This is a genomic window from Streptomyces sp. CB01373 (assembly GCF_002803075.1).
Classification (GTDB): domain Bacteria; phylum Actinomycetota; class Actinomycetes; order Streptomycetales; family Streptomycetaceae; genus Streptomyces.
Map to the genome: position 1 here is coordinate 57,508 of NZ_NNBK01000029.1, position 20,637 is coordinate 78,144.

The following is a 20,637-nucleotide window of genomic DNA, read 5'->3' on the forward strand; positions in this document are numbered from 1 at the left end:
TGCTCTATTTTTTTTCGCCATCAGGCCACCTGCTGTCTCGAAAGTGGTGACTTCCGTGTCACGGCCCCTCCCCATCGCCCTCGCGCAGGCCCCTCCGCGCTCCTCCCGGCTGCCGCTGGCCGGCTTCGCCGACGAGGTCCAGGACCTCGTCGCACGGTTCCCCGGAACCCGTCTGGCGGTGTATCCCGAGCTGCACCTGTGCGGCGTGGAGGGCTCCGCGGAGGAGCGGGAGGCGCAGCTCCAGGAGGCCGCGGAGCCGCTGGACGGCCCCCGGACCAGGATGCTCGCCGAACTCGCCGGTGACCTGGGCGTCTGGCTGCTGCCGGGCAGCGTGTGCGAGCGCGGTGCGGGCGGCGAGCTGTTCAACACCGCGCTGGCCTTCTCGCCCGAGGGCCGGCTCGCCGCCTCCTACCGCAAGGTCTTCCCCTGGCGCCCCTACGAGCCGTACGACCCCGGTGACCGCTTCGTCGTGGCCGACCTGGCCGAGGCGGGCCGGATCGGCTTCGCGATCTGCTACGACGCGTGGTTCCCCGAGGTCTCCCGGCACCTGGCCTGGATGGGCGCCGAAGTGATCGTCAACCCGGTCATGACCACGACCGCCGACCGCGCCCAGGAACTGGTCCTGGCCCGGGCCAACGCCATGGTCAACCAGGTCTACGTGATCAGCGTCAACACCGCGGGCCCGGTCGGCACCGGCCGCAGCCTCGTGGTGGACCCGGAGGGCCGGGTACGCGTCGAGTCCCCCGACGCCCTGCCCACCGTCCTCACCGATGTGCTCGACCTCGACGACGTCACCCGGGTCAGAACCCATGGCACGGCGGGTCTCAACCGCGTCTGGGACCAGTTCCGCGACGGTGACGCCCCGATCGAACTGCCGCTGTACCAGGGCCGGATCGACCCCCGCCGCTGGAATCCGGACCGCCGCCCCGGCGACTGACCGCCCCGCGTGTCCGCCCCCTCCCCGTCCCCCCACGCCCGCCCGCACCTCCCCGAAAGCCCGCCCGGCCCCCACCCGCCCTCCTGGAGCCACGCCATGGAACAACCCACCCCGACGCTGAACCGGACCCTGACCCTCAGATCAGTCGTCGCCTTCGGCCTCGCCTACATGACCCCCCTGATCGTGCTCGGCACGTACGGAGTCATCGCACAGACGACCAACGGCACCGTCCCGACCGCCTATCTGCTGGCCATGGTCGCGATGATCTTCACCGCGCACAGCTACGGCAAGATGGCCGCGGCCCATCCGGTGGCGGGCTCGGCCTACACCTACGTGCGGCGGGCCATCGACTCCAGGGCGGGCTTCCTCGTCGGGTGGGCGACGCTCCTCGACTACTTCTTCCTGCCGATGGTCATCTGGCTGATCGGCGGCGCCTATCTGCACGCCCAGTTCCCCGGCGTGCCCTTCTGGGTCTGGATCGTCGGTTTCATCGCGATCACCACCGCGCTGAACGTCCGCGGCATCCGCACCGCGGAGAAGACCAACGACCTGCTCATGATCTTCCAGGTGCTGGTCATCGGCTTCTTCGCGTTCTTCTCGCTGCTCCACGTCTTCCACCACTCGGGAGCCGGAGGCCTGTTCAGCGCCACGCCGTTCTTCAACGACAACAGCACCCTGGTCGGCATCTCGGCCGGAGCGGCCATCGCCGCGTACTCCTTCCTCGGCTTCGACGCCGTCACCACCCTCACCGAGGAGACCGTCGACCCGCGCCGCACCATCCCCCGCGCGATCATCCTCATCGCCCTGATCGGCGGCGGCATCTTCGTCTTCCTCGCCTACACGACCCAGCTCGTCCACCCCGGGAGCACCTTCGCCGACCCGGACTCGGCCGCCTTCGAGATCGCCAAGACGATCGCCGGGAGCCTGTTCTCCTCGATCTTCCTGGCCGGCCTGGTGGTCGCCCAGTTCGCCTCCGGCATCGCCGCCCAGGCCAGCGCCTCCCGCCTGCTGTTCGCGATGGGCCGGGACGGCGTGCTGCCCCGCCGCTTCTTCGGGTTCGTCCACCCCAGGTTCCGCACCCCCGCCGTCAACATCGTGCTGACGGGCGTGATCGGGCTCATCGCGCTGCGGCTCAACGTGACGACCTCCACCTCGTTCATCAACTTCGGTGCCTTCACCGCCTTCACCTCGGTGAACCTCAGCGTGATCGCCACGTTCATGCGCGAGCGCCGCGAGGGCCGCAGACTCAATCCGCTCACCCACGTCGTCTTCCCGCTGATCGGCGCGGCGGTCGACATCTGGCTGCTGACCCGCCTCGACGGCAAGGCCATCACCCTGGGCCTGATCTGGCTGGCCGTGGGCGTGCTCTACCTCGCCTACCTCACCCGCCTGTTCCGGACCCCGCCGCCGGAGATCGACTTCTCCGAGGAGACCAAGACCCCCGAACCGGTCTGACCGGGTGGCCGCGGGCCTGTTCAGCAGGGCTCGCGCCACACCCCCAGCTCCAGCTTCTTCCGCATCGACGACAGGCCCAGCCTGCGCGAGATCGGACAGAAGCCGTCGGCGGACACCGCGTACTCCACATGGAAGACGGCCTTGCCGGCCTTCACGAACGGGGTGAGCCGCTCGCACTCCCGGTACTGCGCGCACTCCTCGTTGACGGCGAAGTCGAAGTCGCCGACGAGCTGCGGAATCTGCGGCAGGTCGTTCTTGAGACCCACCGACAGGCCGCGCTCGTGGGCGACTTCGGCGATCATGCGGTTGTAGCGGAGCTGGTCGCGCGCGGTGAGCGGGAAGCCGGTCCGGTTGGAGTAGGCCTCCAGCAGGTCGGGTTCCACCGCGTCGAAGCCCTTGTCCCGGCACATGTCGAACCGCCGCTCCATGATCGGGCGCAGGACGGAGAGGCGGCGGATGTCGAGCCAGCGCTCGCCGTCCCACCCGTTGGTCCCGCCGAGCACCGAGCGCGGGAAGGCGTCCTTGTCGGGCCGGAAGTTCTCCCAGGCGCCGACGTTGACGTAACAGATCACCTTGCGGCCCGCCCGGTGCAGACGGGCCACGTCCGCCGCGGAGTTCTCGAAGCCGTCGATGTCGTAGACGGGCACGTCGACCGACGGATCGGCCCTGCCGTTGAGCTGCCACTGCCAGGCCAGTCCGGGGCGCGGCCGCCACAGCGCCTTTTGAGGCGTGCCGGGGGTCGGCCCGGCCGTCGCGGGAGGGCTCGTTCTCTCCGGCCCCGTGGTGGCCGCCGTGGGAGAGCGCGTCGCCTCCGGGGTCGTCGGGTGGCCGGGGCCCCGCGGTGCCGTGCCGGTCGGACCGGGCCGTGGGGCCCCGCCCTCGTCCCGGTCGGTGTCCGAGCACCCCGTCAGCAGGGAGGCGGCCAGCGCGGTCAGCGCCGCCGCGCATGTCAGTGTCCTGATCCTCATCGCTCCGTCCCGGTCAGGGCCGGGGTCAACCCGGCCCAGGGATTCGGTTGTTCTCCCGTCACCGGCCCGCACACCGCCGCACCGCGCGCGCACGCGGTCCGCACCGCGAGCGGCACGAGCGCCTCCGGCACCCCGTAGACGAGGTGGCAGAACCGCTCGGCGGGCTGCCGGGCCGCCCAGGCCGGGCGGCTGAAGGCCGACACGTACGTCGACCAGTGGCCCTCGAAGGTGACCGTCAGATCGGCGATGCGGGCATAGCCGGGCGCCGGATGGACGCCCGGGTTCAGCACCACCGTCCCGGCGCCGAGCCGGCGGGCCGACCGGACCAGTTTCCGGCAGGCCGGCAGCCCGTCCGGCGCCGCCGTCACGCGGTCCAGGAAGCAGCCGTCGGCCGCGTACCACTCGCGGTGCCTGCGCACGTCGTCGGCGACCTCGGCCGCGTCGCGCATTCCGTAGTCGGTGTCCACGTAGCCGAGCAGCCGGGCACCGGCCGCCCGCAGCGCCTCGGCCACCGCCGTGAACGCCGGGTCCGGACCCGACCCCGGCCCGCTGGCCGGATTCAGCACGACCGCGTAGGTGCGGGCCGCCGACCTGATCAGCCGGTGCCAGGCACCCGGATCCTCGGCCGGGTGCACGTACAAGGGAACCAGCAGGCTCACGGCACGACCTCGACTTCCGGGGCGTGGGACGCCGGCCCGGCGGCCGTCCACAGCGCGGCCAGCGACTCGTCGAGGGTGTGCGACGGCCGCCAGCCCAGGGCCCCGGCGGCCGCGCCGATGTCGGAGCACTGCCAGGACACCCGCGCCGAGCGCGCGGAGCCGCCCCCGTCCTCCTCGATACGGCCCCGGAACCCGGCCCGCCCGGCCAGCTCGCGCACCAGACGGCGGACCCGGACGGCCTCGCCGCCGCCGATGTTGAGCACCGGCGGCAGCGGACCGCCGGCCGTGACCGCCAGCTCCACCGCGCGGGCCACATCGCGCACGTCCACGAAGTCGCGATGGGCGGACAGGTCGCCGAGCCGCAGCACCGCGTCCGGGTCCGCACCGGCCGCGCGCAGCAGCGCGGTGATCCGGCCGGGCAGCCCGGTGACCGGTGCCCCCGGACCCACCGGGTTGCCGACACGCAGCACCACCGCGTCCAGACCGGAGGCGGTCACCGCGACCGTGCCCGCGAGCTTGGTGGCGCCGTACGGGCCGAGCGGGCAGGTGGCGGCCGACTCGGCCGCCTTCGTCCCCGGCAGGCCCGGACCGTACTCGGCGGCCGAGCCGAGGTGCACCAGGCGGGCGGCCGGGGCCGCCTCGCGCAGCGCCGCGCACAGGGCGGCCGGGCCGCGGGCGTTGACCTCCGCGAGCGCGACGGCGTCGCCGCCGGTCACGCCCGCGCAGTTGACCACGGCGTCCGGCGCCTCGGACGCGAGGAGCCCGGCCAGGCGCTCAGGTGGGTCACCGGCGAGGTCGACCGCGACGTCGGCGTCCGCGGAGCGGCCCGCCGTACGCACCCGCGCGCCCGGCAGCGCGCGCAGTCGTGCGGTGACGTGCTGTCCCAGATAGCCGGTGGAGCCCAGGACGAGAATGCGCATGCGCGGTTCAGGCTCCTTTGAGCAGCAGTGACTTGCGGGTGGTGAACTCGGCGTTGGCCTGGTCGTAGTCGTCGGGGCGGCCGATGTCCAGCCAGTATCCGTCGAACTCGTAGGCGTACGGCGGACGCCGGTCCGCGAGCAGGTCCAGGACCAGTTCGTCGAAGCCCAGGGGCAGTCCGGGCGTGTAGCCGTCGAGCGTCGAACGGGACAGCCCGTAGACCCCCATCGAGACCCGGTAGTCCAGGCTGGGCTTCTCGGTGAAGGCGACGACCCTGCTCGCGTCCGTGGTCAGCACCCCGAAGTCGATGTGCACCTTGCGGGTGTACGTGGCGATGGTCAGCGGCGCGCCCGAGTCCCGGTGCCGGTGCAGCATGTCCGCGTAGTCGAGGTCGGTCAGGACGTCGCCGTTCATCACCAGGAAGGTCTCCGGCAGCCGGTCGCGCATCGTCAGCAGGGGACCCATGGTCCCCAGCGGGCTTTCCTCGGTGGAGTATTCGACCTTCATCCCCCACTGCGAACCGTCGCCGACATAGGCGCGGATGATCTCGCCCAGATGACCGATGGCGATGGTGCACGTGGTGAAACCGGCCGCGGAGAGCTGGCGCAGCACGATCTCGAGGATGGCGTGCTGGTCGCCGATGGGCACGAGCGGCTTGGGCAGCGCCGTGGTGTAGGGCCGGAGCCGGACGCCCTTGCCTCCTGCCAGGATGACTGCGTGCATGGGGCCTCTCCTTCGTGGACGGGCCGTGCGAGGTCAGATGTTGTAGATGCCGGTCTTGTAGCGGGCCAGGTTGGCCGGGTCGCGGAAGAACTCCACGGTGTGCGCGAGCCCCTGCTCCAGGGTGTGCGCGGGCCGCCAGCCGGTCGCATCGGCGAGCCGCGTCGCGTCCGCGACCAGGCGCATCACCTCGGAGGCGGCGGGCCGCAGGCGTTCGGTGTCCTCGCGCACGTCGAGGGCGGTGTCCATGACCTTGCCGATCAGCGCGACCAGGTCGCCGACCGAGATCTCACCCCCGGTACCGGCGTTGAAGGTGCGCCCGACGACCCGTTCGGCCGCGGACGTGCCCACCGCGAGGAACGCCCGCGCGGTGTCCTTGACGTAGGTGAAGTCGCGGGTGGGACGCAGGTCGCCGAGCGTGATGGCGTGCTGTCCGGCCGCCACCTGGCCGATGACCGTGGGGATCACCGCGCGCATCGACTGGCGCGGCCCGAAGGTGTTGAACGGCCGCAGGGTCACCACGGGGGTGCCGAAGCTCGCGTAGTAGCTGTCGGCGAGCCGGTCCGCTCCCGCCTTCGAAGCGGCGTACGGCGACTGGGTGTTGATGGGGTGGTCCTCGGTGATCGGCACGGTCTGCGCGGTGCCGTACGTCTCGCTGGTGGAGGTGTGCACCAGCCGGGGCGTGCCCAGGGCGCGCACCGCCTCCAGCACGTTGAGCGTGCCGGTGACGTTGGTGTCCACGTAGCTGTGCGGTGCCTGGTAGGAGTACGGGATCGCGATGAGGGCCGCCAAGTGGTAGACGCAGTCGGCCCCTTCGAGCAGGCCGCGGACCGAGCCGGGGTCGCGCACGTCGCCGAGCACGATCTCCACGTGGTCCAGGACGTCGGCGGGCAGGGTCTCCAGCCACCCGTAGGAGGAGAAGGAGTTGTACTGGGCCATCGCCCTGACCCGGTGACCGGAGGCGACGAGCGCCTCGGTGAGGTGCGAGCCGATGAAGCCCTCGGCTCCGGTGACGGCGGCGAGCGGTGCGGATGTCAACTCTTGTGTCCCTTCGGGGCGTTCGACGGGTTGCTGCGGAGAGCTGAGGCGCTGCGGGAGTCGTGGCGGGACGTGGTCGCGGTGGGGCGGGAGTCGCGGTGGGGCAGAGGGGGTGGCCGGCGGCACGGGGAGCCGCGATGGCTGGAGGCTTCTGCGGCCCCGGCGCGGTCACAGGTGCGGGGCCGGCCGGCCGAGCAGGTACAGCACGTACCCGGACAGGCACAGCGCGGCCGCTCCGCAGCACAGCGCGAGCACCGCGGGCTCGGGTGGCAGCCGCAGCAGGGTGACCGCGCCCGCGCAGCCCGCGGCGAGCAGGCAGACGACCGCGGGCGGCCAGGCCACGCCGAACGCCTGAAGCAGCAACGCCGTCCACAAGGTGGCGGCGAGCAGCAGCAGTTCGGCCGGACCGGCCCCGGTGAGCAGGGCCGCGGGCAGCAGCGGCAGGAGGTAGGCGGACAGACAGAGGCCGAGTACGCCGGCCGAGCTCAGCAGGAACCCGGCGGGTGTCGCCGTACGGCGCAGTGCGGCCAGCGACCAGCCGCGGTAGCGGTACAGCAGCAACTCGGCCGGCCCCATGCTCACGGTCAGCACGATCACCGCGTACGGGTGCCGGCGGCCCTCAAGGAGCACCAGCACCGCCGCCGCGATGCCGAACAGGGCGTAGGGGAGGGACGCGGTGAGGGGCGGCCGTGGGCTGTCGGCGGCGGCCGGGGCCACGAGGACGACCCGCAGGGCCCGTGCCGTGACGGCGAGCGTGGCCAGCAGCGCGAGCAGCGGCAGACCGGCGCGCGCCGACGGGCCCGGCTCCCACCACGGCAGCAGCACGGCACCGGCGACGAGCGGCGTGAGCGCGGCCAGCAGCCACCTCTCCCGGGCGAGGACCAGCAGGACACCGGCCGCGGCCAGGTACGCGGACTGCGCGGCCACCACCCAGACCACCGGACCCCCGCCGGAGAGCGGCACCGCCGCGGCCGTGGCCAGCACAGCCCCCAGCGGGGCGCCCGCCAGCAGGGTGCGGCCGGCCTCCCGGGGGCCCGCGGCCATCCGCAGGTACGCGCGGTGCCCCACCGCCTGCCCCCAGGCCCAGGAGACGATCAACGCCACGACGAGCGCGGAAGCGTGCTCCTGGGCGTGCCACAGCGGCGCGGCCAGCAGATACGCCAGTCCCGGCAGGGCGAACAGGGCACCCCGCAGCAGACAGCGCACATGGTCCGGACGCCATGGATCCGGGACCGCGGCGGGCTGGGGGAAACTCCGGGGCACCCGCTCGTAGAGCGCCGAGGCCAGCGAGAACAGGTTCGGATGCCCGTACTGGTTCCTGATGACGTCGCCCGACAGTCCCTCGGCCTCCAGCAGCGCGGCCACCTCGTAGGGGTGCACCGCGGGCCCGATGCGGTCGGCCAGCTCGGCGGCGAGCCGGCTGACCTCGTTCTCGTCCGGTCCGTGCCGGGGCAGCCGCAGGGCGAGCGTGCTGTCGTTCGCCCAGCGTGGGCGCGGGCGCCGCGCCCGCGTCCCGGCGAGCCGGAGCGCGAGCGTGTCCTGCTCGGACCCATCGGGTTCGAGCGCCATGGGCCCGCTCATATCGCGACGCCTTCCGTGACCGGAGCGGCTGTGGGGCTCGTGGCCCCCGGGGTGCCCCTGTCCGCGGTGGGCCGCGGGACCGGTCGCGCGCCCGCCCGGTCCCGTGCCGCCAGGTCCAGGTAGATGGAACGGAACGTCTCGATGGTCCGGCGCAGGGTGAACTGTTCGATCACCCGGAGCCGGGCCGCCTCTCCCATCGCCCCGCGGCGCCCGGGGTCGCGCAGCAGCCGCAGCGCGGCGGCGGCCATGGCGGCCGGGTCGCGCGGCGGGACCACGACACCGGTGTCGCCGACGGCCTCCCGCACCCCGCCGACGTCGGTGGACACGGTCGCCCGCCCGCACGACATGGCCTCGATCAGCGTGAACGGGAAGCCCTCGCTGATGCTGGAGAGCATCACCACGTTGCCGGCGGCGTAGGCGTCCTTGATGTCCTCCACCCTCCCCTCGAACCGGACGGCGTCCGCCTGCCCGAGTGCGGCGGCCAGGGCCTCGCAGCGGTCCCGGTACCCCTCCCCGCCGCGCGGTGTGCCGCCGAACAACCGCAGCCGGGCATCAGGCAGTTCGGCCCGGACCAGGGCGAAGGCGTGGATGAGGGTCTCCAGGTCCTTGATCGGGTCCACCCGGCCCGCCCAGCTGAGGGTGGGCACCCCGGGCTCCGGTCCGGCCGGCGGGAACGCGGCTGGGTCCACGCCGTTGTAGACGGTGCGGATCGACTCCGGGGCGGCACCGCCCTCCTCCTCCCACAGCCGGTTGTAGCGGTTGCCCGGGGTGATCAGCGCGGCCCTGCGGTAGCTCTCCTGGGTCAGCAGCCGGAAGAAGCCCAGGACGACCGCCTTCACCGGCCAGCGGTACGGCGCGGTGCGGTAGCCGAGGTAGCGCTCGCGCAGGTACACCCCGTGCTCGGTCAACAGCAGTGGTACGCCGTGCTGTTCGAGCGCGGCCAGCCCCGGCAGTACGGCGACTCCGCCGCTGACCGCGTGCGCCACCCCGCTCGTGGGCGGCGGCGCGGCCAGCGGACGCAGCGCGTGTTCGAGCAGGCCGGTGGCGGTGAGCGCGTCGTGCAGGGTCGGCCGGGCCTCGCGCACCACCAGTCCCGGCCGGTTCCACACCGAGGTCAGTACGGAGATGGCCTGGTCGCCGCGGAGAAAGGCGCTCAGGGTGCCGTCGGCGGCGGCTCGCGCCATCGTGTGGAGCGCGGGCGCGAACCCGTCCTCGGCGCACGGGTCGAGCAGCGCGGTCAGGAACCGCTCGTAGGCACTGGTCAGTCGGTTGCGCGCGCGCCCTCGCGGCAGCCGGCCCTCCGGCGGGGCGCCCCACATGGGGATGGACGTCATGCGGGACACGTGCGCGGGCAGGTCCCACACGAGCGGCTCGCGGCCGGTGCCGGTGACGGCGAGGACGTCGAACTCCAGGTCGGGCATGCCGCGGACGAGCTGGTCGCACCAGACACTGACGCCGCCGTGACTGTGCGGATACGTTCCTTCGGTGAGCAGGGTGACGCGCGTCGGATCAGTGGGGCGCGCGCCGCGGTGAACGTGCATAGGAGTGCTCCACGGCCGAGGTGTGGGTGGTCGTGCCGGTCCCGGCCGCCGGGTGGCGGCCGGGACCTGTGGGCTGCGCGCTTCAGCCCGCCGCGTTCTGCGTCGGCGGCTTGCTCACACCCGCGGGTACGCGGGTGCGGGGTGCGGGAACGGTGACCGGTCCGTGCTTCGCCGCCTTCGCGGCGGTGTGCGGCGCGGCGGCGGACGACGGCAGCCCGAGCGTGAGCGGCCGCCCCGTGGAGGCCGTCCAGCCGGACAGCGCGCCCGCGTACGCCGAGCCGAAGGCGTGGCCGGCCAGGGTGGTGCCGGCCGGCATGGTGGCGGTGACCGCCACACCGTTCGGTGCCGACACCGTGACCGTGCCGCCGACGCGGTACGCCGTCACCTGCCCGTTGCGCAGGGTCGCCTGCCAGGCCGCGCGGCGCTGCAGCTCCGCGCCGATGTCCTTCATCCGCAGGTTCACCACGGGGGTGTCGTTCGCGAACAGCGCGTGGTAGCCGTCCAGTACGCCGTCCAGGACCGGGTAGGCGAGGCGGTCCTCGGCGAGGTTGGACTGGTGGATGAAGTGTGGCTTGGGGTCGCCCGCGAGCACGTGCCCGAGGGCGATGCGCGTCTCCAGCGGCACGATGTGGTCGGCGTAGCCGGTGGCGGGGTCCAGCGGGGCCGGCAGGCAGGTGGTGGTGGCCGGGTTGTCCTCGCAGATGCCGCTGCCGCCCTGGGCGCGGCTGGTGTAGATCCAGTTGTACTCGTCGACCTGCTCGGCCGCCCGCCCGGCGTTGTAGAAGATGTTCATCGGGTAGCGGGAGACGGTGGTCGCGGCGCCCACCTTGCGCAGCACCGGGTCACGGGAGTTGTCCGAGGCGAGCCAGGAGACGCCGTTGTCGGCGAGCGCGGGCGCCAGGTTGGGATTGTCGTCCGGCTGCTGCGGCAGCACCTTCAGACCGGAGTGCTCACCGGTGACCAACTCGTCGTTCTGCAGGGGCAGTCCGACGCTCTGCCCCCACACCCGGTTGGTGGCGATCTCGTCGGAGATGGCCTGGCGGCTGACCCATTTGACACTGCCGTTCGCGTTGGTCGCGCACCGCCAGGGCACCACGGTGACGTTCTGCTCGCAACCGAGGAAGGCGTGGGTGTAGGTGTGGTTGACCCAGCGGAACTTGCCGCGCTCGGCGATCAGCCGGTCGGCCAGCGCGTCGGCCCCGTTGTGCTCAGCGCGCTGCTCGACGCTGCCGACGCCGTTGTAGACGAGGTCGAGGGTGAAACCGTGGTCGCGCTGCCAGGCGGTGGCGTGGTCGACGTCGGCCGCGGTCATGCGGATCGGGTCGGGCGTGCCCGCGCCGTTCGGGCAGTCGACGTCGCCGGGCGTGCAGTTGAGCACGGTGTCCCAGCGGTCGTCGGCGGCGAACACGTCGTCGACGTGCACGGCGAAGTAGTTGCGGGAGGCGCCCAGATGCACCCCGCCGGTCATCCACTCGACGATGCCGCGGGCCAGCAGCCGGAACTGCTGCTGGTACTGGTTGTAGACGAAGGTGACGACCAACTCCCGCCGCCCGTCGTGCCGGTACTCGCCGACCAGCGAGCCGCGCGTCGACTCCCCGGGGATCGGCGCCTCGACGTACGGCGTGAAGTCCGCGCCGGCGGCCGGCTGCGAGAGATAGGCGTAACTCTCCGACACGGTGGGGGAGATGTCCTCGAAGGGTACGGCGCCGTTCAGGTAGCCGAAGGGGCCTGCCTTGCCGGCGGCCGTCACCTCCGCCTGGACGCCGTCGAGGCTTCCGGAGTAGCCGACACCGGCGACCGGATACTGCAACCCGGCCTCGGGGCGGGCGTAGGTGTAGGCGTCGACCTGCGGAACGTTGTACGTCCGCTCGTAGTCCGCGAGCGCCGCCATCTCGGGCGAGTTCGCCGGGAACGGGTTGTCGTTGGGCAGCACGACGGCCTGGTACTTGGCCCGCGGCCGGCCGTCCACCGTGTCCGCGAGGAACCCGGCGTTGATCACGGGTCTGCCGGACTGGTTCAGATCGATCTTCGTGTAGGGCGTCCCCGCGGTGTCCAGTTCGGCAGCGATCGCGTCGGTGGCGGGGCCGCCGTCGCTCACGATCAGCGTCCGCAGATCGACACGGGGCGGACTGCTGTCGGCGTGCGCGGCGCCCGCGGGTAATCCGAGCGCGGCTATGAGCGCGCCTAAGGCGAACGTGGTGGTGCGCATGGTCCGCTTCATGCGGAAGTCCTCCCCCCCGGGCAGGGGTGAGCACAGCTCCCATGGAGCGGACGCACCCCCACGGTCGACGCCTGCCGTCCCCTCGAAGGCCGGTCGTCGACGCATCCGTCACGTCACATGGTGACTTCTTTGTGTGACTTTTGTGGTCGAATTGCGAGGCGTGACGGAAAAACGCAGGTGTCCACCTGAACGTGCTCCGGCCGCGGACCGGTCCGCCGGGGCGCGCGATGACGCGGCGAGGCCGCGGTGCGCCGCACGGTCCGGCGGCTGACGTCCCAGGTCGGGGCCCGACGCGAAGCACCGGCGGACCCGTCGGGTCCGCCGGTGGCCGTACCGTCGATGACGCCCGCGCGACTTGGCCGCTCATACGGTCGAATCCGGACACCGCGGGGGCGTCGTCAAGTCGTTTTGTTCGTTCCGTCGTCCTGCCGTCAGGAACAGACCACACGGGTCTCCGGTGTGTAGACGGGGCCGCCGGTGGCGTTCGTGCTGTCGCTGAACTCGGCGTAGTAGTACGAGTAGAAGCCGATGTTGCCGTTGCAGCCCGAGTCGGGGGCGATCTGCAGGGTCAGGGTGACGGTCCGGCTCTGGCCGGGCGGAATGGTGGCGCCGTAATTGCTGCCGAGGTTCGCGGGACCGGTACCGGAACAGGGAGTGCTGCCGGCCGCCGTCGCCAGGGTGCACCCGGTGAAGATGTACTTGAGGTCGGGACGCTGGGTGGTCAGCCAGGTCGGGTCGATCGTCTGGTAGACGAACCAGACGTCGTACGTCCTGTGGTTCGTCATGGTCATGGACAGCTGAACGGTGCCGCCGGGCGTGGTGGTGGCGGTGTCGGTGGAGAACGTCAGCGAGGCCGGCTCGGCCTCCGCGCTCGCACTGGGAGCCAGTCCGAAGACGGCGAGGACGAACCCGAGGACGGCGGCGAGACCGAGACGTCTCATCAGAGGTGATCGCATGCCCCGGGAGGCTAGGCAGCCGACACGCACCCCGTCTGCCTCCGACGAACCGCCGGACACCCCGGCTGGCCGAAGGTACGGGTCCCGTGAAGACACCGTGGAGAAGGCGTGTCGTCACCGAGTTGAGAGGTGAATACGCAGCGTACCGGTGGTGTGACAGAACGGCACGACGGGCCGGCGCGAGCCCGGAATGCCGGAATCCGCCCAGTCGCACTTTGGCGTGTACGGCACCTTCGCCAGCTCGGTCGCTGCACCCCCGGCCTCGCTGCCAAGTCGAGGCCTTTACCGGCGGACGGGACCGCTGCCTCGCCACCACCCCACGGGAACGGGGGGCTGAGACTGGTGGGCTCGCATGTTGAGGTGTCGCGTATTCGCCGACGGCATCAGTAGATCGTGACTGTGCCGAACCAAGCGCCACCGGGATGGCACCGAACTGCACACCGTCCACGTTGAGGACCGGAGTGGCCCCGCAGGCCCCCCGTAAGGGCGTGGCTTGTCCTCATCGTCGGTGATCGCCCCTGCTGTGGGGCACTGAGGCGGTCAACACCTGGAACGCTCGCCGTGCCGCGGTCTTGTCCTGGCTGGCCTGGTGTCGCGAGCATGGCCACGACGCTCCTGGACTCCGAGAAACGGCCCGGTCGAAGGTGGCCGTACTCGTGGCCACGATGTCGATGGCGACTCGAAGCGGTGTCTCCGCATTCCCAAGCAGCGCGCGGGTGATTGCGATGGCCCGGATGATGCTCACACCGCGCTCGGCCAATCGCTGACCGACCGGCCCGGCCGCGATGCCCCGCCGCATTCCAGAGCCATTCCGTCGGCCAGCGGCCTGGGACTCCCAGGCCAAGCGCCACCATCGTGGAACCCCGGCTCGATAGCCCAGGAACATTGTGGCGGGCATGCTGCGGTGCCGAAACGGCCCACTGGGGATCGCCCATCGCCGGCAGATGCCTCGGCGCTGCCGCGAGAAGTCCACCATGCCCGTTCGGAGGGCGCGGCTACGATTGCTGCCTATGGAATGGGTCGATCGGGTGGCAGGGATGCGCCAGTGGACCCGAGACGGGGTCCGCGCTCCGCACAAGCCGCTCCTGCTTCTCTACGCCTTGGGACGGTTCCAGCGCGACCCCGGTGTCGAGCTGCATTACAGCGCAGTCGAGGCGGACCTGAAGCAGCTGTTGGCGGAGTACGGCCCCTCCCGTCGCACCACCCCCGCCTACCCGTTCCATCACCTCGAGAGCGACAAGCTCTGGGAAGTCGCTACCAACCGTGGAGAAGGCAGTCCGGGAACAGGCGTGCTCGCGCTGCGAGCCACGGAGGCGAGAGGAAGGCTCGCCGCGGAGCTTCGAGCGGGCCTGCAGCAAACCCCTGGGCTGCTTGAACGCATGGCCCGCGTCCTGCTCGACCGTCACTTTGCTCCGTCGCTGCACGCGGACCTGTGTGAGGCGGTAGGGCTGGAGCTGGACCCTCCCCGGACAGAGCCGCCGACAGGAGTCGCCGGGCGGCGGCGCGACGCTGGACTGCGGGAGCTCGTGCTGACTGCATACGAGTACCAGTGCGCCTTTTGCGGCTACGACGGCCGGATCGGCGCGGTGCCCGTGGGCTTGGAGGCGGCGCATGTCCGCTGGTGGGCCCTGGACGGGCCGGACGCAATGGACAACACCCTGTGCCTGTGCTCCCTGCATCACAAGCTCTTTGACAAGGGCGTGCTGGGTCTCGCCCAGGACGACACGGTGATGGTGTCCCAGCGTTTCGTCGGCCGGAGCCCGGCAGCGCTGCGTCAGGTGCTGGCGCTGTCGGGACGCCCGGTCATCGGTCCGCAGCCCGGCATGCCGCGTGTCGCCGCGCATCACCGGGACTGGCATCGTCAACAGGTGTTCCACGGGGTACCGCGCCCTCGGGCAGCGGATGGTTGATCGCGTCGCCCGCAGCTTCGAGCAGAGCTTCCCGCGTCTGCTGTCCCAGACAGCCTTCCTCTACGACGGCGACCTCGCCTTGTTCGGTAATGCGGCCCGCATGTTCCGAGGGATCCTCGGTTGCCGGCAGGCCATGCGGGCCCACTGCCGCACCCGAATGGCCAACGCAGATCGCGTGCTTCGTGTACTCACGGAGCAGACGATCGGCAAGCGATCCAGCTGAAACAGTCCGCCGACCGCGCGGTGAGCACCAGCGCGGTCGGGTAAGACTTCTTCCGGAGTCTCATCTCCCCAGCTCATGACCGCGTTGAAGGCCGAGTAGCAAGCAGCGATGGGGTGAAGCTCCAGAACCGCTGGTCACAACGGATGACCTATCGGAGGGACTGTGTCTCGCTTTGGTACACCCGACTTCCGAGTCGTCTCCTATGCGGGGAACGCGGAAGACGTTGTTCTGCTCCGGGCTTTCGACCAGCGAACTGGCGGGTTCTTCGTCGACGTGGGGGCAGGAGAACCTGAGTCTGGTTCTGTGACACGCAACCTCGTCCACCAACTTGGTTGGACCGGTGTGAATGTGGAACCGCTGCCAGAGCGGTACGCCCGCCTTGTGGCGGCGAGGCCCGATGACGTGACCTTGCAGGTGGCCGTTGGGACGGTTCCTGGACGGTCAAGGTTCCACCGGGTAGTAGCTGGCCCCGGCCAGACCGGTGGCAGTGGCCTGTCGACCCTGCGGGATGACGTTGCAGGCCGCCACCGCACCAATGGGTGGAGAACGGAGACCCTCGATGTCGAGGTGGTGACGCTGGAGTCCGTTCTGCGTGCCCACGCTGCGCCCGGGTTCGATCTGCTGAAGGTAGACGTCGAGGGCGCGGAGGCCGACGTGCTGGCGTCTGCCGATCTCCAGCACTGGCGGCCGCGCGTAGTAGTTGTAGAGGCGACGGTCCCGCTTACGGCGGAGCCCAGCCACCTAGAATGGGAGCCGAACTTGCTGACCGCCGGCTATGTGCTGACGCTGTTCGACGGGTTGAACCGCTGGTACGTGCGCGAGGACGAACCGGAACTGCGGGTCGCCCTCTCAATACCCGCGAACACGCTGGACCGCTGGATACCTGTCGCCTGGGCGGAGCAGCTGGGGTTCCCCGTTTGAAGCACCCTGCATGCACCCGACCTCAGGGCGAAAGGGGAACTCCAGGAAGGCTCAGCAAGTGTGGTGCGCGGCGGCCGAGGTGGTCGTGGAGCCAACGGGCGTCGTCCGGTTCGTCGATGATGTAGCAGTCGAGGAGTCGTCGGAGTTGGAAGAGCGGCAGCAGCGCGTCGAGGTTGTCGGGGTTGATCGCGTCCCGACCGTAGGCGTCCAGGAGTGGGGCCATCTGGGCGCCTCGGGGCATGTCGACAGCAAGGGCCCAGGCGAGGTCGAACTCGGGCGGCGCGACATGGATGGCTCCGGGATCGAGGATTGCGGCGAGTTGTCCGTCCTCAGCGACGAGGGTGTTGTGGGCTACCGCAACGTCTCCGTGGATCGCGGTCATCTCCAGGCCGCGGCTGGTTTCGGCTAGCAGTTCGGCGAAGGCCGGGTAGGTGTCGGGGTGGAACTTTCGGGCGCTGCCGAGCATGATGCCGAGGCCCCCGGGGTCGTCGAGAGCGAGACCGGCAAGGGGCGCCTTCTCGTGCCAGCCGCGGAGTGCGGTGCCGAGGCTGTGCTGCTGTGCGGGGGTGGGGCGGCGAACGGCGTTACCGTGGACGCGTTCGAGGATGAGCCACCAGCGGCTGCCGTCTTGCTCCGAGGTGATGCCGCGGTCCAAGAGCGCGGGAACCGGGATACCGGTGAGTGGTCCGAGCGCAGCGAACCAGATGGCGGTATCGAGGAGCTCGTGAAGTCGGTGTTGGGCTTTGGCGATGGTGGCGGCACCGAAGGCAACTGGGCCGTTGTAATCATGTCTGAGGGGTGGGCCGTCATAGGCCGGACTTTGTATGGCTGCGGCCAGGGCTGCCTGGACTTGAGGCTCGGGCACGCGGTCGGTAGGGAATGTGGCGCGGGTGTCGCCGAGGTCCAGGGGGCCGCAGCGGGTGGGGCGTCGTGGCATGGTCGAACTCATTCCCCTCGCCGGTTGTGGGCAAGCAGTGTGTCCAGGGGCTCTTGCCAGCGCTGACGTGCGGTTGCAGGTTCGATCCAGTCGATGGTGTCGAACGCGGCGTGGTCGTCGGGGGCCGTCCAAAGTCTGGTGATTGCGGTCCAGGCCGGCGGGCCGAGGGGGCGACCGGCGTCTGCGGCCGCGGCGAGTCTTTGCGCCGTGTCCCAGGCGTGGGACGGTCTGTCCTGCCCGAGGAGGACGAGGGTTTCTATGGCTTCGATCGGGAGGAGGTCGAAGGTGACGCCCGCGGCGGCGTGTCCAGCCCGGGCCCGGTTGAGGAGCTGCTCGGCTCGGTACCAGTAGCCGCGGTGTGCGTGGACGAGTGCGTCCGCGAAGTCGCACTGGGCGAGGCCGACCGTGTCGCCCAGACGGTTGTTGAGCTCTCGGGCCTCGGCGAGGAAGCCGGCCGCGGTATCGGGTTCGAGCCACATGTGAGTTAGCGCGAGGTGCCGTGTGGCGCGGGCGATCCACAAGGGAGATTTGGCGTCGCGGGCGTGCTGAAGTACTCGACTGAAGTGCTCTGCTGCACGCTGGAACCTCGCGTTGTGCAGCTCCAGGTGGCCGAGAGCGTCGGCGGAACCGCTCTGGGCTATTCGGGGTTCCAGGGCCGGGCTCACAGCGAGCAGGGGGGCGGTGAAGCGGCTGGTGCGGAGCGCTAGGCCGATCAATCCGAGCTGTGCCTCGCTACCGAGGGGTGCGGCTTCATCGACGGCGGCGGTGAACGTCCGCTGCGCCTCGTGGAGTTCCCCGCAGAAGAACGCAAGGTTCCCCCGGACGACCTCTGCGTAAGCGGCGTACGGATCACCGTCCTGCAGCGGCAGCGCGTTGAGCTGGGCGAGGCGCTCGCGGGCTTCGAGGCTCGTGTCGGCCGAAACCCGGGCTGTCTCGCGAAGCCGGATCAGTTCCCCCGCTGTACCGCGTGGGAGTGCGGGGAGTCCCAGGAGCACCTGCCACTGACCGAGCTCATAGAGCGCGTAGGCGAGCTGACCGAGGTCAGGGGGCAGGATCTCGTGCTCGACGGCGGCTTGGAAGGCGAGCAGGAACGCGGGCACGGCGCGGGGTAGGCGGGCCGAAGCGGTGGCCTGGCGGCTCGCCGGGGTGTCTTGCCCTCGGTGCTCCACCAGGGCGGACTCGGTGAGGTGTCCGACTGCACGGATTGCTGCTTGTCGGCGCTCCTCGGATGTCCAACCGTCCGGTGTGTAGTTGTCGCACGTGTTGACGGCCTGCCTCAGGTTTTCGTGCAGGCGGTAGGCAGGCCAGCTGGTGCCGTCGGAGAGCACCATCGTGCGCCGGAGGAAATCCTCGATTCGACGCCTGCGTAGTCTGGGGAGAACAGCGGCGAGGGTGTCGGCGTCGAAGGCCTGGAGTAGGGCGGCGGCACGTAGCAGATCCCGGTCCACGACATCGAGATCCCGTATGAGACGGACGACGAGTTCGGGGAAGGGAAGGCCGAAGAGCTCTTCCTCCGGGGCCTGGCCACGGGCGGCGATCTGTTCGTAGAGCGAGACCGACAGTTCGAGGTAGTGAGGTGAGCCGACGGCACCGTCGATGATGCGGCGGCGTAGATGCCGCGGGATCGCTGGCCGGCCTTCGTGAGTGAGGCGGTACCGGAGGTACTCGTCCGCGTGCGGGTCGTCGAAGCCGTCCAACGCGAGCTGGTCGCCGCTCGGACCGTAGATCCCGTCCTGGTCCGGTGTCCGCAGCCCCGGCCAGCGCTGCTGTCCTCCGTAAGCGAGAGTTGTGGCGCGGATCGGGTCGTGCCAGGTTAGGTGACGTCGGGACGAGGCGAGGAAGAGGACGTTGGGCATGAGGTAGACCATGCGCGAGACCAGGTCCTCCAGGCCTTCGCGCTCGGGTGTGAGGACCTGAACGTGTTCGAAGGTGTCGAGCAGGCATAGGACCAGGGCCGGCTCCTTGCGCCGGTGGGTTTCCAGGTCCCGTGCGAGAAGGACAGGTAGGTAACCGAGCATTCGGCCGGGGTCGGTCTCGCTGATCAGCGCCTCGAAGGGTGGGAATTCTCGGGCCAGGCGCTTCACGCGGTTGTTGTGCGCGGCCTTCTGGCCGGCCAGTTTCAGTAGTTGATAGCCCAGGCCGGCGAGGCCGAAGCCGCCGACCATCTGGTCCACGGTGCTCGTCATCTGGTCAGCGACGCGCGCCGATGCTGCTCCTGCGGGGGTGCGTCGGCGTAGGAAAGTCACCAGGTTCTCGCCGGGATGCTTGCGTTCCCAGTACAGGGCAAGGGCTAGATCGAACGCCGGCCAACTGCGTCCCAGCGATCCGACAGCCGCGCGGACACGCAGAAGCACCGTCTCGAAGCTGAGCACATCAGGTTCTGCGAAGTTGACGTGCGCTGTGGCGCCTCGGGAACGTACTCCGGCGAGATGGCCAGCGGTGGCCAACTCCGCAGCGTGCCGAAGCAGGGTGCTCTTGCCCACTCCGCCCAGCCCAATGAACGTGAGCAGGTTCTCTGCCGGGCGCTGGAAGTCCATCAGCTCGGCGGTATCCCAGTTCCGCGAGGCGTGCGCGACGGAGCGGTTCCGGAAGGCTGCCAATGCGGCCTCGCGATCAGTGAAGACCTCATGCACCTCGAACGGCGCGGCTGGACCCAGGGAGAAGAACCGATCGATGTCCACGTGGCAATGACAGCATGTGCACGACGGGTTTCGCGGTGAGATCGTCGAGTTGGCCCGATGACACTAGGAGGCGTCCTGTCCGGACGATGCCATGCTTTGTTGCCCTACGCCTGCGGAGGGCATGGCCTTGAGCAGACCGGTGCCGATGATCAAGGCGATTAGCGTGAATCCGGCGGCGTCCATAGATCGTCGTTGAGCACGGCACCACGGTCGGTATCGACGTTGAGATCGTCGAAGGCAATCCCGCCGACCAGGGCACCGGCTTCGTTCCGCAGGCCAAGTGCCGGATTGTGGAGTACGCCCGCGAGGTGCAGACGGCCCGCGACACGTATACCAGCAGCGAATGCCTGGCGCGTCGGGGTGAACGCAACCGCCCCGCACCGGAGTTGACCGATGCGAGGCGCTGCCGTAAGGCGTCAGGCCTGGGCGGCGTACGAGACGAAGCCGTTCCACGCGGCTGGGGAGAGGGCAAGTTGGGGGCCGCGCTGCTGCTTGGAGTCTCGGACGTGGACCGTTTCCGTGGTGCCTGACTCCTCCCGGGCAACGGCGATCTCGATGCAGCTGTCGCCCTGCGAGCCGCTGTAGCTGCTCTTGAACCAGGCCAGTTCGAACGTGCTCATAGCGCTCCTCGCATTCGCTTCAGCAGGCTCACGGAGTCCTCGGGGGCAAGGGCCTGCGAACGCAGTTTCGCATAACGCTGCTGGAGGATGCTGATCTCCTTCCGGCCCGTAATGAGACGGCCGTTCTCCTGTCCCTCCGAGTACGCGAACCACTGGTTCTCCGGTGTCTCCAGCAACTGAAGGGGCCCATCCAGCCCCGCATGGATTGGTCGCCGCAGCGGCATCACCTGAACCTCCACGTTCCAGTGCCGGTCCACTACCCCCAACAGGTGGTCGAGCAGCTCCCGCGTCGGTCATGCCCCCTGTAGTGGTGTAACCGCGTTGGGAGGATCTTCGGTCGTGGGGTAGATC

General features: G+C 70.4%; 17 protein-coding genes and 2 pseudogenes. 6 read left to right on the top strand and 13 right to left on the bottom strand.

The genetic code is table 11. From position 1 onward, the window contains the following. The first annotated feature begins 55 nt into the window (after positions 1-55). Together CG719_RS33915 and CG719_RS33920 are read left to right on the top strand one after the other, a co-directional pair. Positions 56-937: a carbon-nitrogen hydrolase family protein gene (locus CG719_RS33915; protein WP_100572550.1), complete on the top strand. Its 882-nt coding sequence runs from the start codon at positions 56-58 to the stop codon at positions 935-937. Between the two features lie 96 nt (positions 938-1,033). Continuing rightward, positions 1,034-2,392, top strand: coding sequence for an APC family permease (locus tag CG719_RS33920; RefSeq protein ID WP_100572551.1), 1,359 nt, complete (start codon positions 1,034-1,036; stop codon positions 2,390-2,392). A 20-nt stretch (positions 2,393-2,412) separates the two neighbouring features. Here CG719_RS33920 and CG719_RS33925 read toward each other — a convergent pair whose 3' ends face one another. The 9 genes from CG719_RS33925 to CG719_RS33965 form a co-directional block, all read right to left on the bottom strand. Further along, a complete protein-coding gene (locus CG719_RS33925) occupies positions 2,413-3,360 on the bottom strand; it encodes an endo alpha-1,4 polygalactosaminidase (protein WP_234375895.1) in 948 nt (315 codons plus the stop codon). Continuing rightward, positions 3,357-4,019 (bottom strand): spherulation-specific family 4 protein, encoded by a 663-nt coding sequence (locus CG719_RS33930; protein ID WP_100572552.1) that lies wholly within the window; start codon positions 4,017-4,019, stop codon positions 3,357-3,359. The genes CG719_RS33925 and CG719_RS33930 overlap by 4 nt, the downstream gene beginning before the upstream one ends. Further along, complete coding sequence (locus tag CG719_RS33935; RefSeq protein WP_100572553.1) at positions 4,016-4,939, bottom strand: NAD-dependent epimerase/dehydratase family protein; 924 nt, start codon at positions 4,937-4,939, stop codon at positions 4,016-4,018. Before CG719_RS33935 ends, CG719_RS33930 begins: the two co-directional genes overlap by 4 nt. 7 nt (positions 4,940-4,946) lie before the next feature. After that, entirely contained in the window at positions 4,947-5,660 is a 714-nt protein-coding gene (locus CG719_RS33940) for a nucleotidyltransferase family protein (protein WP_100572554.1), read from the bottom strand. Between the two features lie 33 nt (positions 5,661-5,693). Further along, positions 5,694-6,695, bottom strand: a complete 1,002-nt coding sequence (locus CG719_RS33945) for a GDP-mannose 4,6-dehydratase (protein ID WP_100572555.1) — start codon at positions 6,693-6,695, stop codon at positions 5,694-5,696. Positions 6,696-6,863: 168 nt separating this feature from the next. Continuing rightward, positions 6,864-8,276, bottom strand: coding sequence for a hypothetical protein (locus CG719_RS33950; RefSeq protein ID WP_100572556.1), 1,413 nt, complete (start codon positions 8,274-8,276; stop codon positions 6,864-6,866). Beyond that, the gene (gene pelF / locus CG719_RS33955; RefSeq protein ID WP_234375896.1) at positions 8,273-9,817 is read right to left on the bottom strand and encodes a GT4 family glycosyltransferase PelF; all 1,545 of its coding nucleotides are present in this window, start codon (positions 9,815-9,817) and stop codon (positions 8,273-8,275) included. The genes CG719_RS33950 and pelF overlap by 4 nt, the downstream gene beginning before the upstream one ends. Positions 9,818-9,899: 82 nt before the next feature. Continuing rightward, positions 9,900-12,038 (bottom strand): hypothetical protein, encoded by a 2,139-nt coding sequence (locus CG719_RS33960; protein WP_100572557.1) that lies wholly within the window; start codon positions 12,036-12,038, stop codon positions 9,900-9,902. Positions 12,039-12,469: 431 nt separating this feature from the next. Beyond that, positions 12,470-12,979 carry a hypothetical protein gene (locus CG719_RS33965; RefSeq protein WP_100572558.1) on the bottom strand — a complete coding sequence of 170 codons (510 nt, stop codon included), beginning with the start codon at positions 12,977-12,979 and terminating at the stop codon, positions 12,470-12,472. Positions 12,980-13,512: 533 nt separating this feature from the next. Here CG719_RS33965 and CG719_RS36950 point away from each other — a divergent pair. The 4 genes and pseudogenes from CG719_RS36950 to CG719_RS33985 form a co-directional block, all read left to right on the top strand. Continuing rightward, positions 13,513-13,647: pseudogene (locus CG719_RS36950) on the top strand (site-specific integrase); the annotation flags it as partial. 357 nt (positions 13,648-14,004) lie between these two features. Continuing rightward, entirely contained in the window at positions 14,005-14,904 is a 900-nt protein-coding gene (locus tag CG719_RS33975) for a phosphorothioated DNA-binding restriction endonuclease (RefSeq protein WP_100572559.1), read from the top strand. Then, the gene (locus tag CG719_RS33980) at positions 14,897-15,127 is read left to right on the top strand and encodes a hypothetical protein (protein WP_100572560.1); all 231 of its coding nucleotides are present in this window, start codon (positions 14,897-14,899) and stop codon (positions 15,125-15,127) included. Before CG719_RS33975 ends, CG719_RS33980 begins: the two co-directional genes overlap by 8 nt. Positions 15,128-15,400: 273 nt before the next feature. Next, positions 15,401-16,048, top strand: coding sequence for an FkbM family methyltransferase (locus tag CG719_RS33985; RefSeq protein ID WP_267895382.1), 648 nt, complete (start codon positions 15,401-15,403; stop codon positions 16,046-16,048). A gap of 22 nt (positions 16,049-16,070) precedes the next feature. Here the strand turns inward: CG719_RS33985 and CG719_RS33990 are convergent, their stop codons facing one another. The 4 genes and pseudogenes from CG719_RS33990 to CG719_RS36955 all read right to left on the bottom strand — a co-directional run. After that, a complete protein-coding gene (locus CG719_RS33990; protein ID WP_100572562.1) occupies positions 16,071-16,997 on the bottom strand; it encodes a phosphotransferase in 927 nt (308 codons plus the stop codon). After that, positions 16,994-19,666, bottom strand: a complete 2,673-nt coding sequence (locus CG719_RS33995) for a hypothetical protein (protein WP_100572563.1) — start codon at positions 19,664-19,666, stop codon at positions 16,994-16,996. Before CG719_RS33995 ends, CG719_RS33990 begins: the two co-directional genes overlap by 4 nt. A gap of 416 nt (positions 19,667-20,082) precedes the next feature. Then, the gene (locus CG719_RS34000) at positions 20,083-20,286 is read right to left on the bottom strand and encodes a DUF397 domain-containing protein (protein WP_100572564.1); all 204 of its coding nucleotides are present in this window, start codon (positions 20,284-20,286) and stop codon (positions 20,083-20,085) included. Beyond that, positions 20,283-20,576 (bottom strand): annotated as a pseudogene (locus CG719_RS36955) (Scr1 family TA system antitoxin-like transcriptional regulator); the annotation flags it as partial. The pseudogene CG719_RS36955 and the gene CG719_RS34000, both read right to left, overlap by 4 nt. Positions 20,577-20,637 lie beyond the last annotated feature (61 nt).

Coding starts and splice junctions, on each gene's coding strand:
- CG719_RS33920 (WP_100572551.1), top strand. CDS start 1,034: ATGGAACAACCCACCCCGACGCTGAACCGGACCCTGACCCTCAGATCA.
- CG719_RS33925 (WP_234375895.1), bottom strand. CDS start 3,360: ATGAGGATCAGGACACTGACATGCGCGGCGGCGCTGACCGCGCTGGCC.
- CG719_RS33935 (WP_100572553.1), bottom strand. CDS start 4,939: ATGCGCATTCTCGTCCTGGGCTCCACCGGCTATCTGGGACAGCACGTC.
- CG719_RS33940 (WP_100572554.1), bottom strand. CDS start 5,660: ATGCACGCAGTCATCCTGGCAGGAGGCAAGGGCGTCCGGCTCCGGCCC.
- CG719_RS33950 (WP_100572556.1), bottom strand. CDS start 8,276: ATGAGCGGGCCCATGGCGCTCGAACCCGATGGGTCCGAGCAGGACACG.
- pelF (WP_234375896.1), bottom strand. CDS start 9,817: ATGCACGTTCACCGCGGCGCGCGCCCCACTGATCCGACGCGCGTCACC.
- CG719_RS33960 (WP_100572557.1), bottom strand. CDS start 12,038: ATGAAGCGGACCATGCGCACCACCACGTTCGCCTTAGGCGCGCTCATA.
- CG719_RS33965 (WP_100572558.1), bottom strand. CDS start 12,979: ATGAGACGTCTCGGTCTCGCCGCCGTCCTCGGGTTCGTCCTCGCCGTC.
- CG719_RS33975 (WP_100572559.1), top strand. CDS start 14,005: ATGGAATGGGTCGATCGGGTGGCAGGGATGCGCCAGTGGACCCGAGAC.
- CG719_RS33980 (WP_100572560.1), top strand. CDS start 14,897: ATGGTTGATCGCGTCGCCCGCAGCTTCGAGCAGAGCTTCCCGCGTCTG.
- CG719_RS33990 (WP_100572562.1), bottom strand. CDS start 16,997: ATGAGTTCGACCATGCCACGACGCCCCACCCGCTGCGGCCCCCTGGAC.
- CG719_RS34000 (WP_100572564.1), bottom strand. CDS start 20,286: ATGAGCACGTTCGAACTGGCCTGGTTCAAGAGCAGCTACAGCGGCTCG.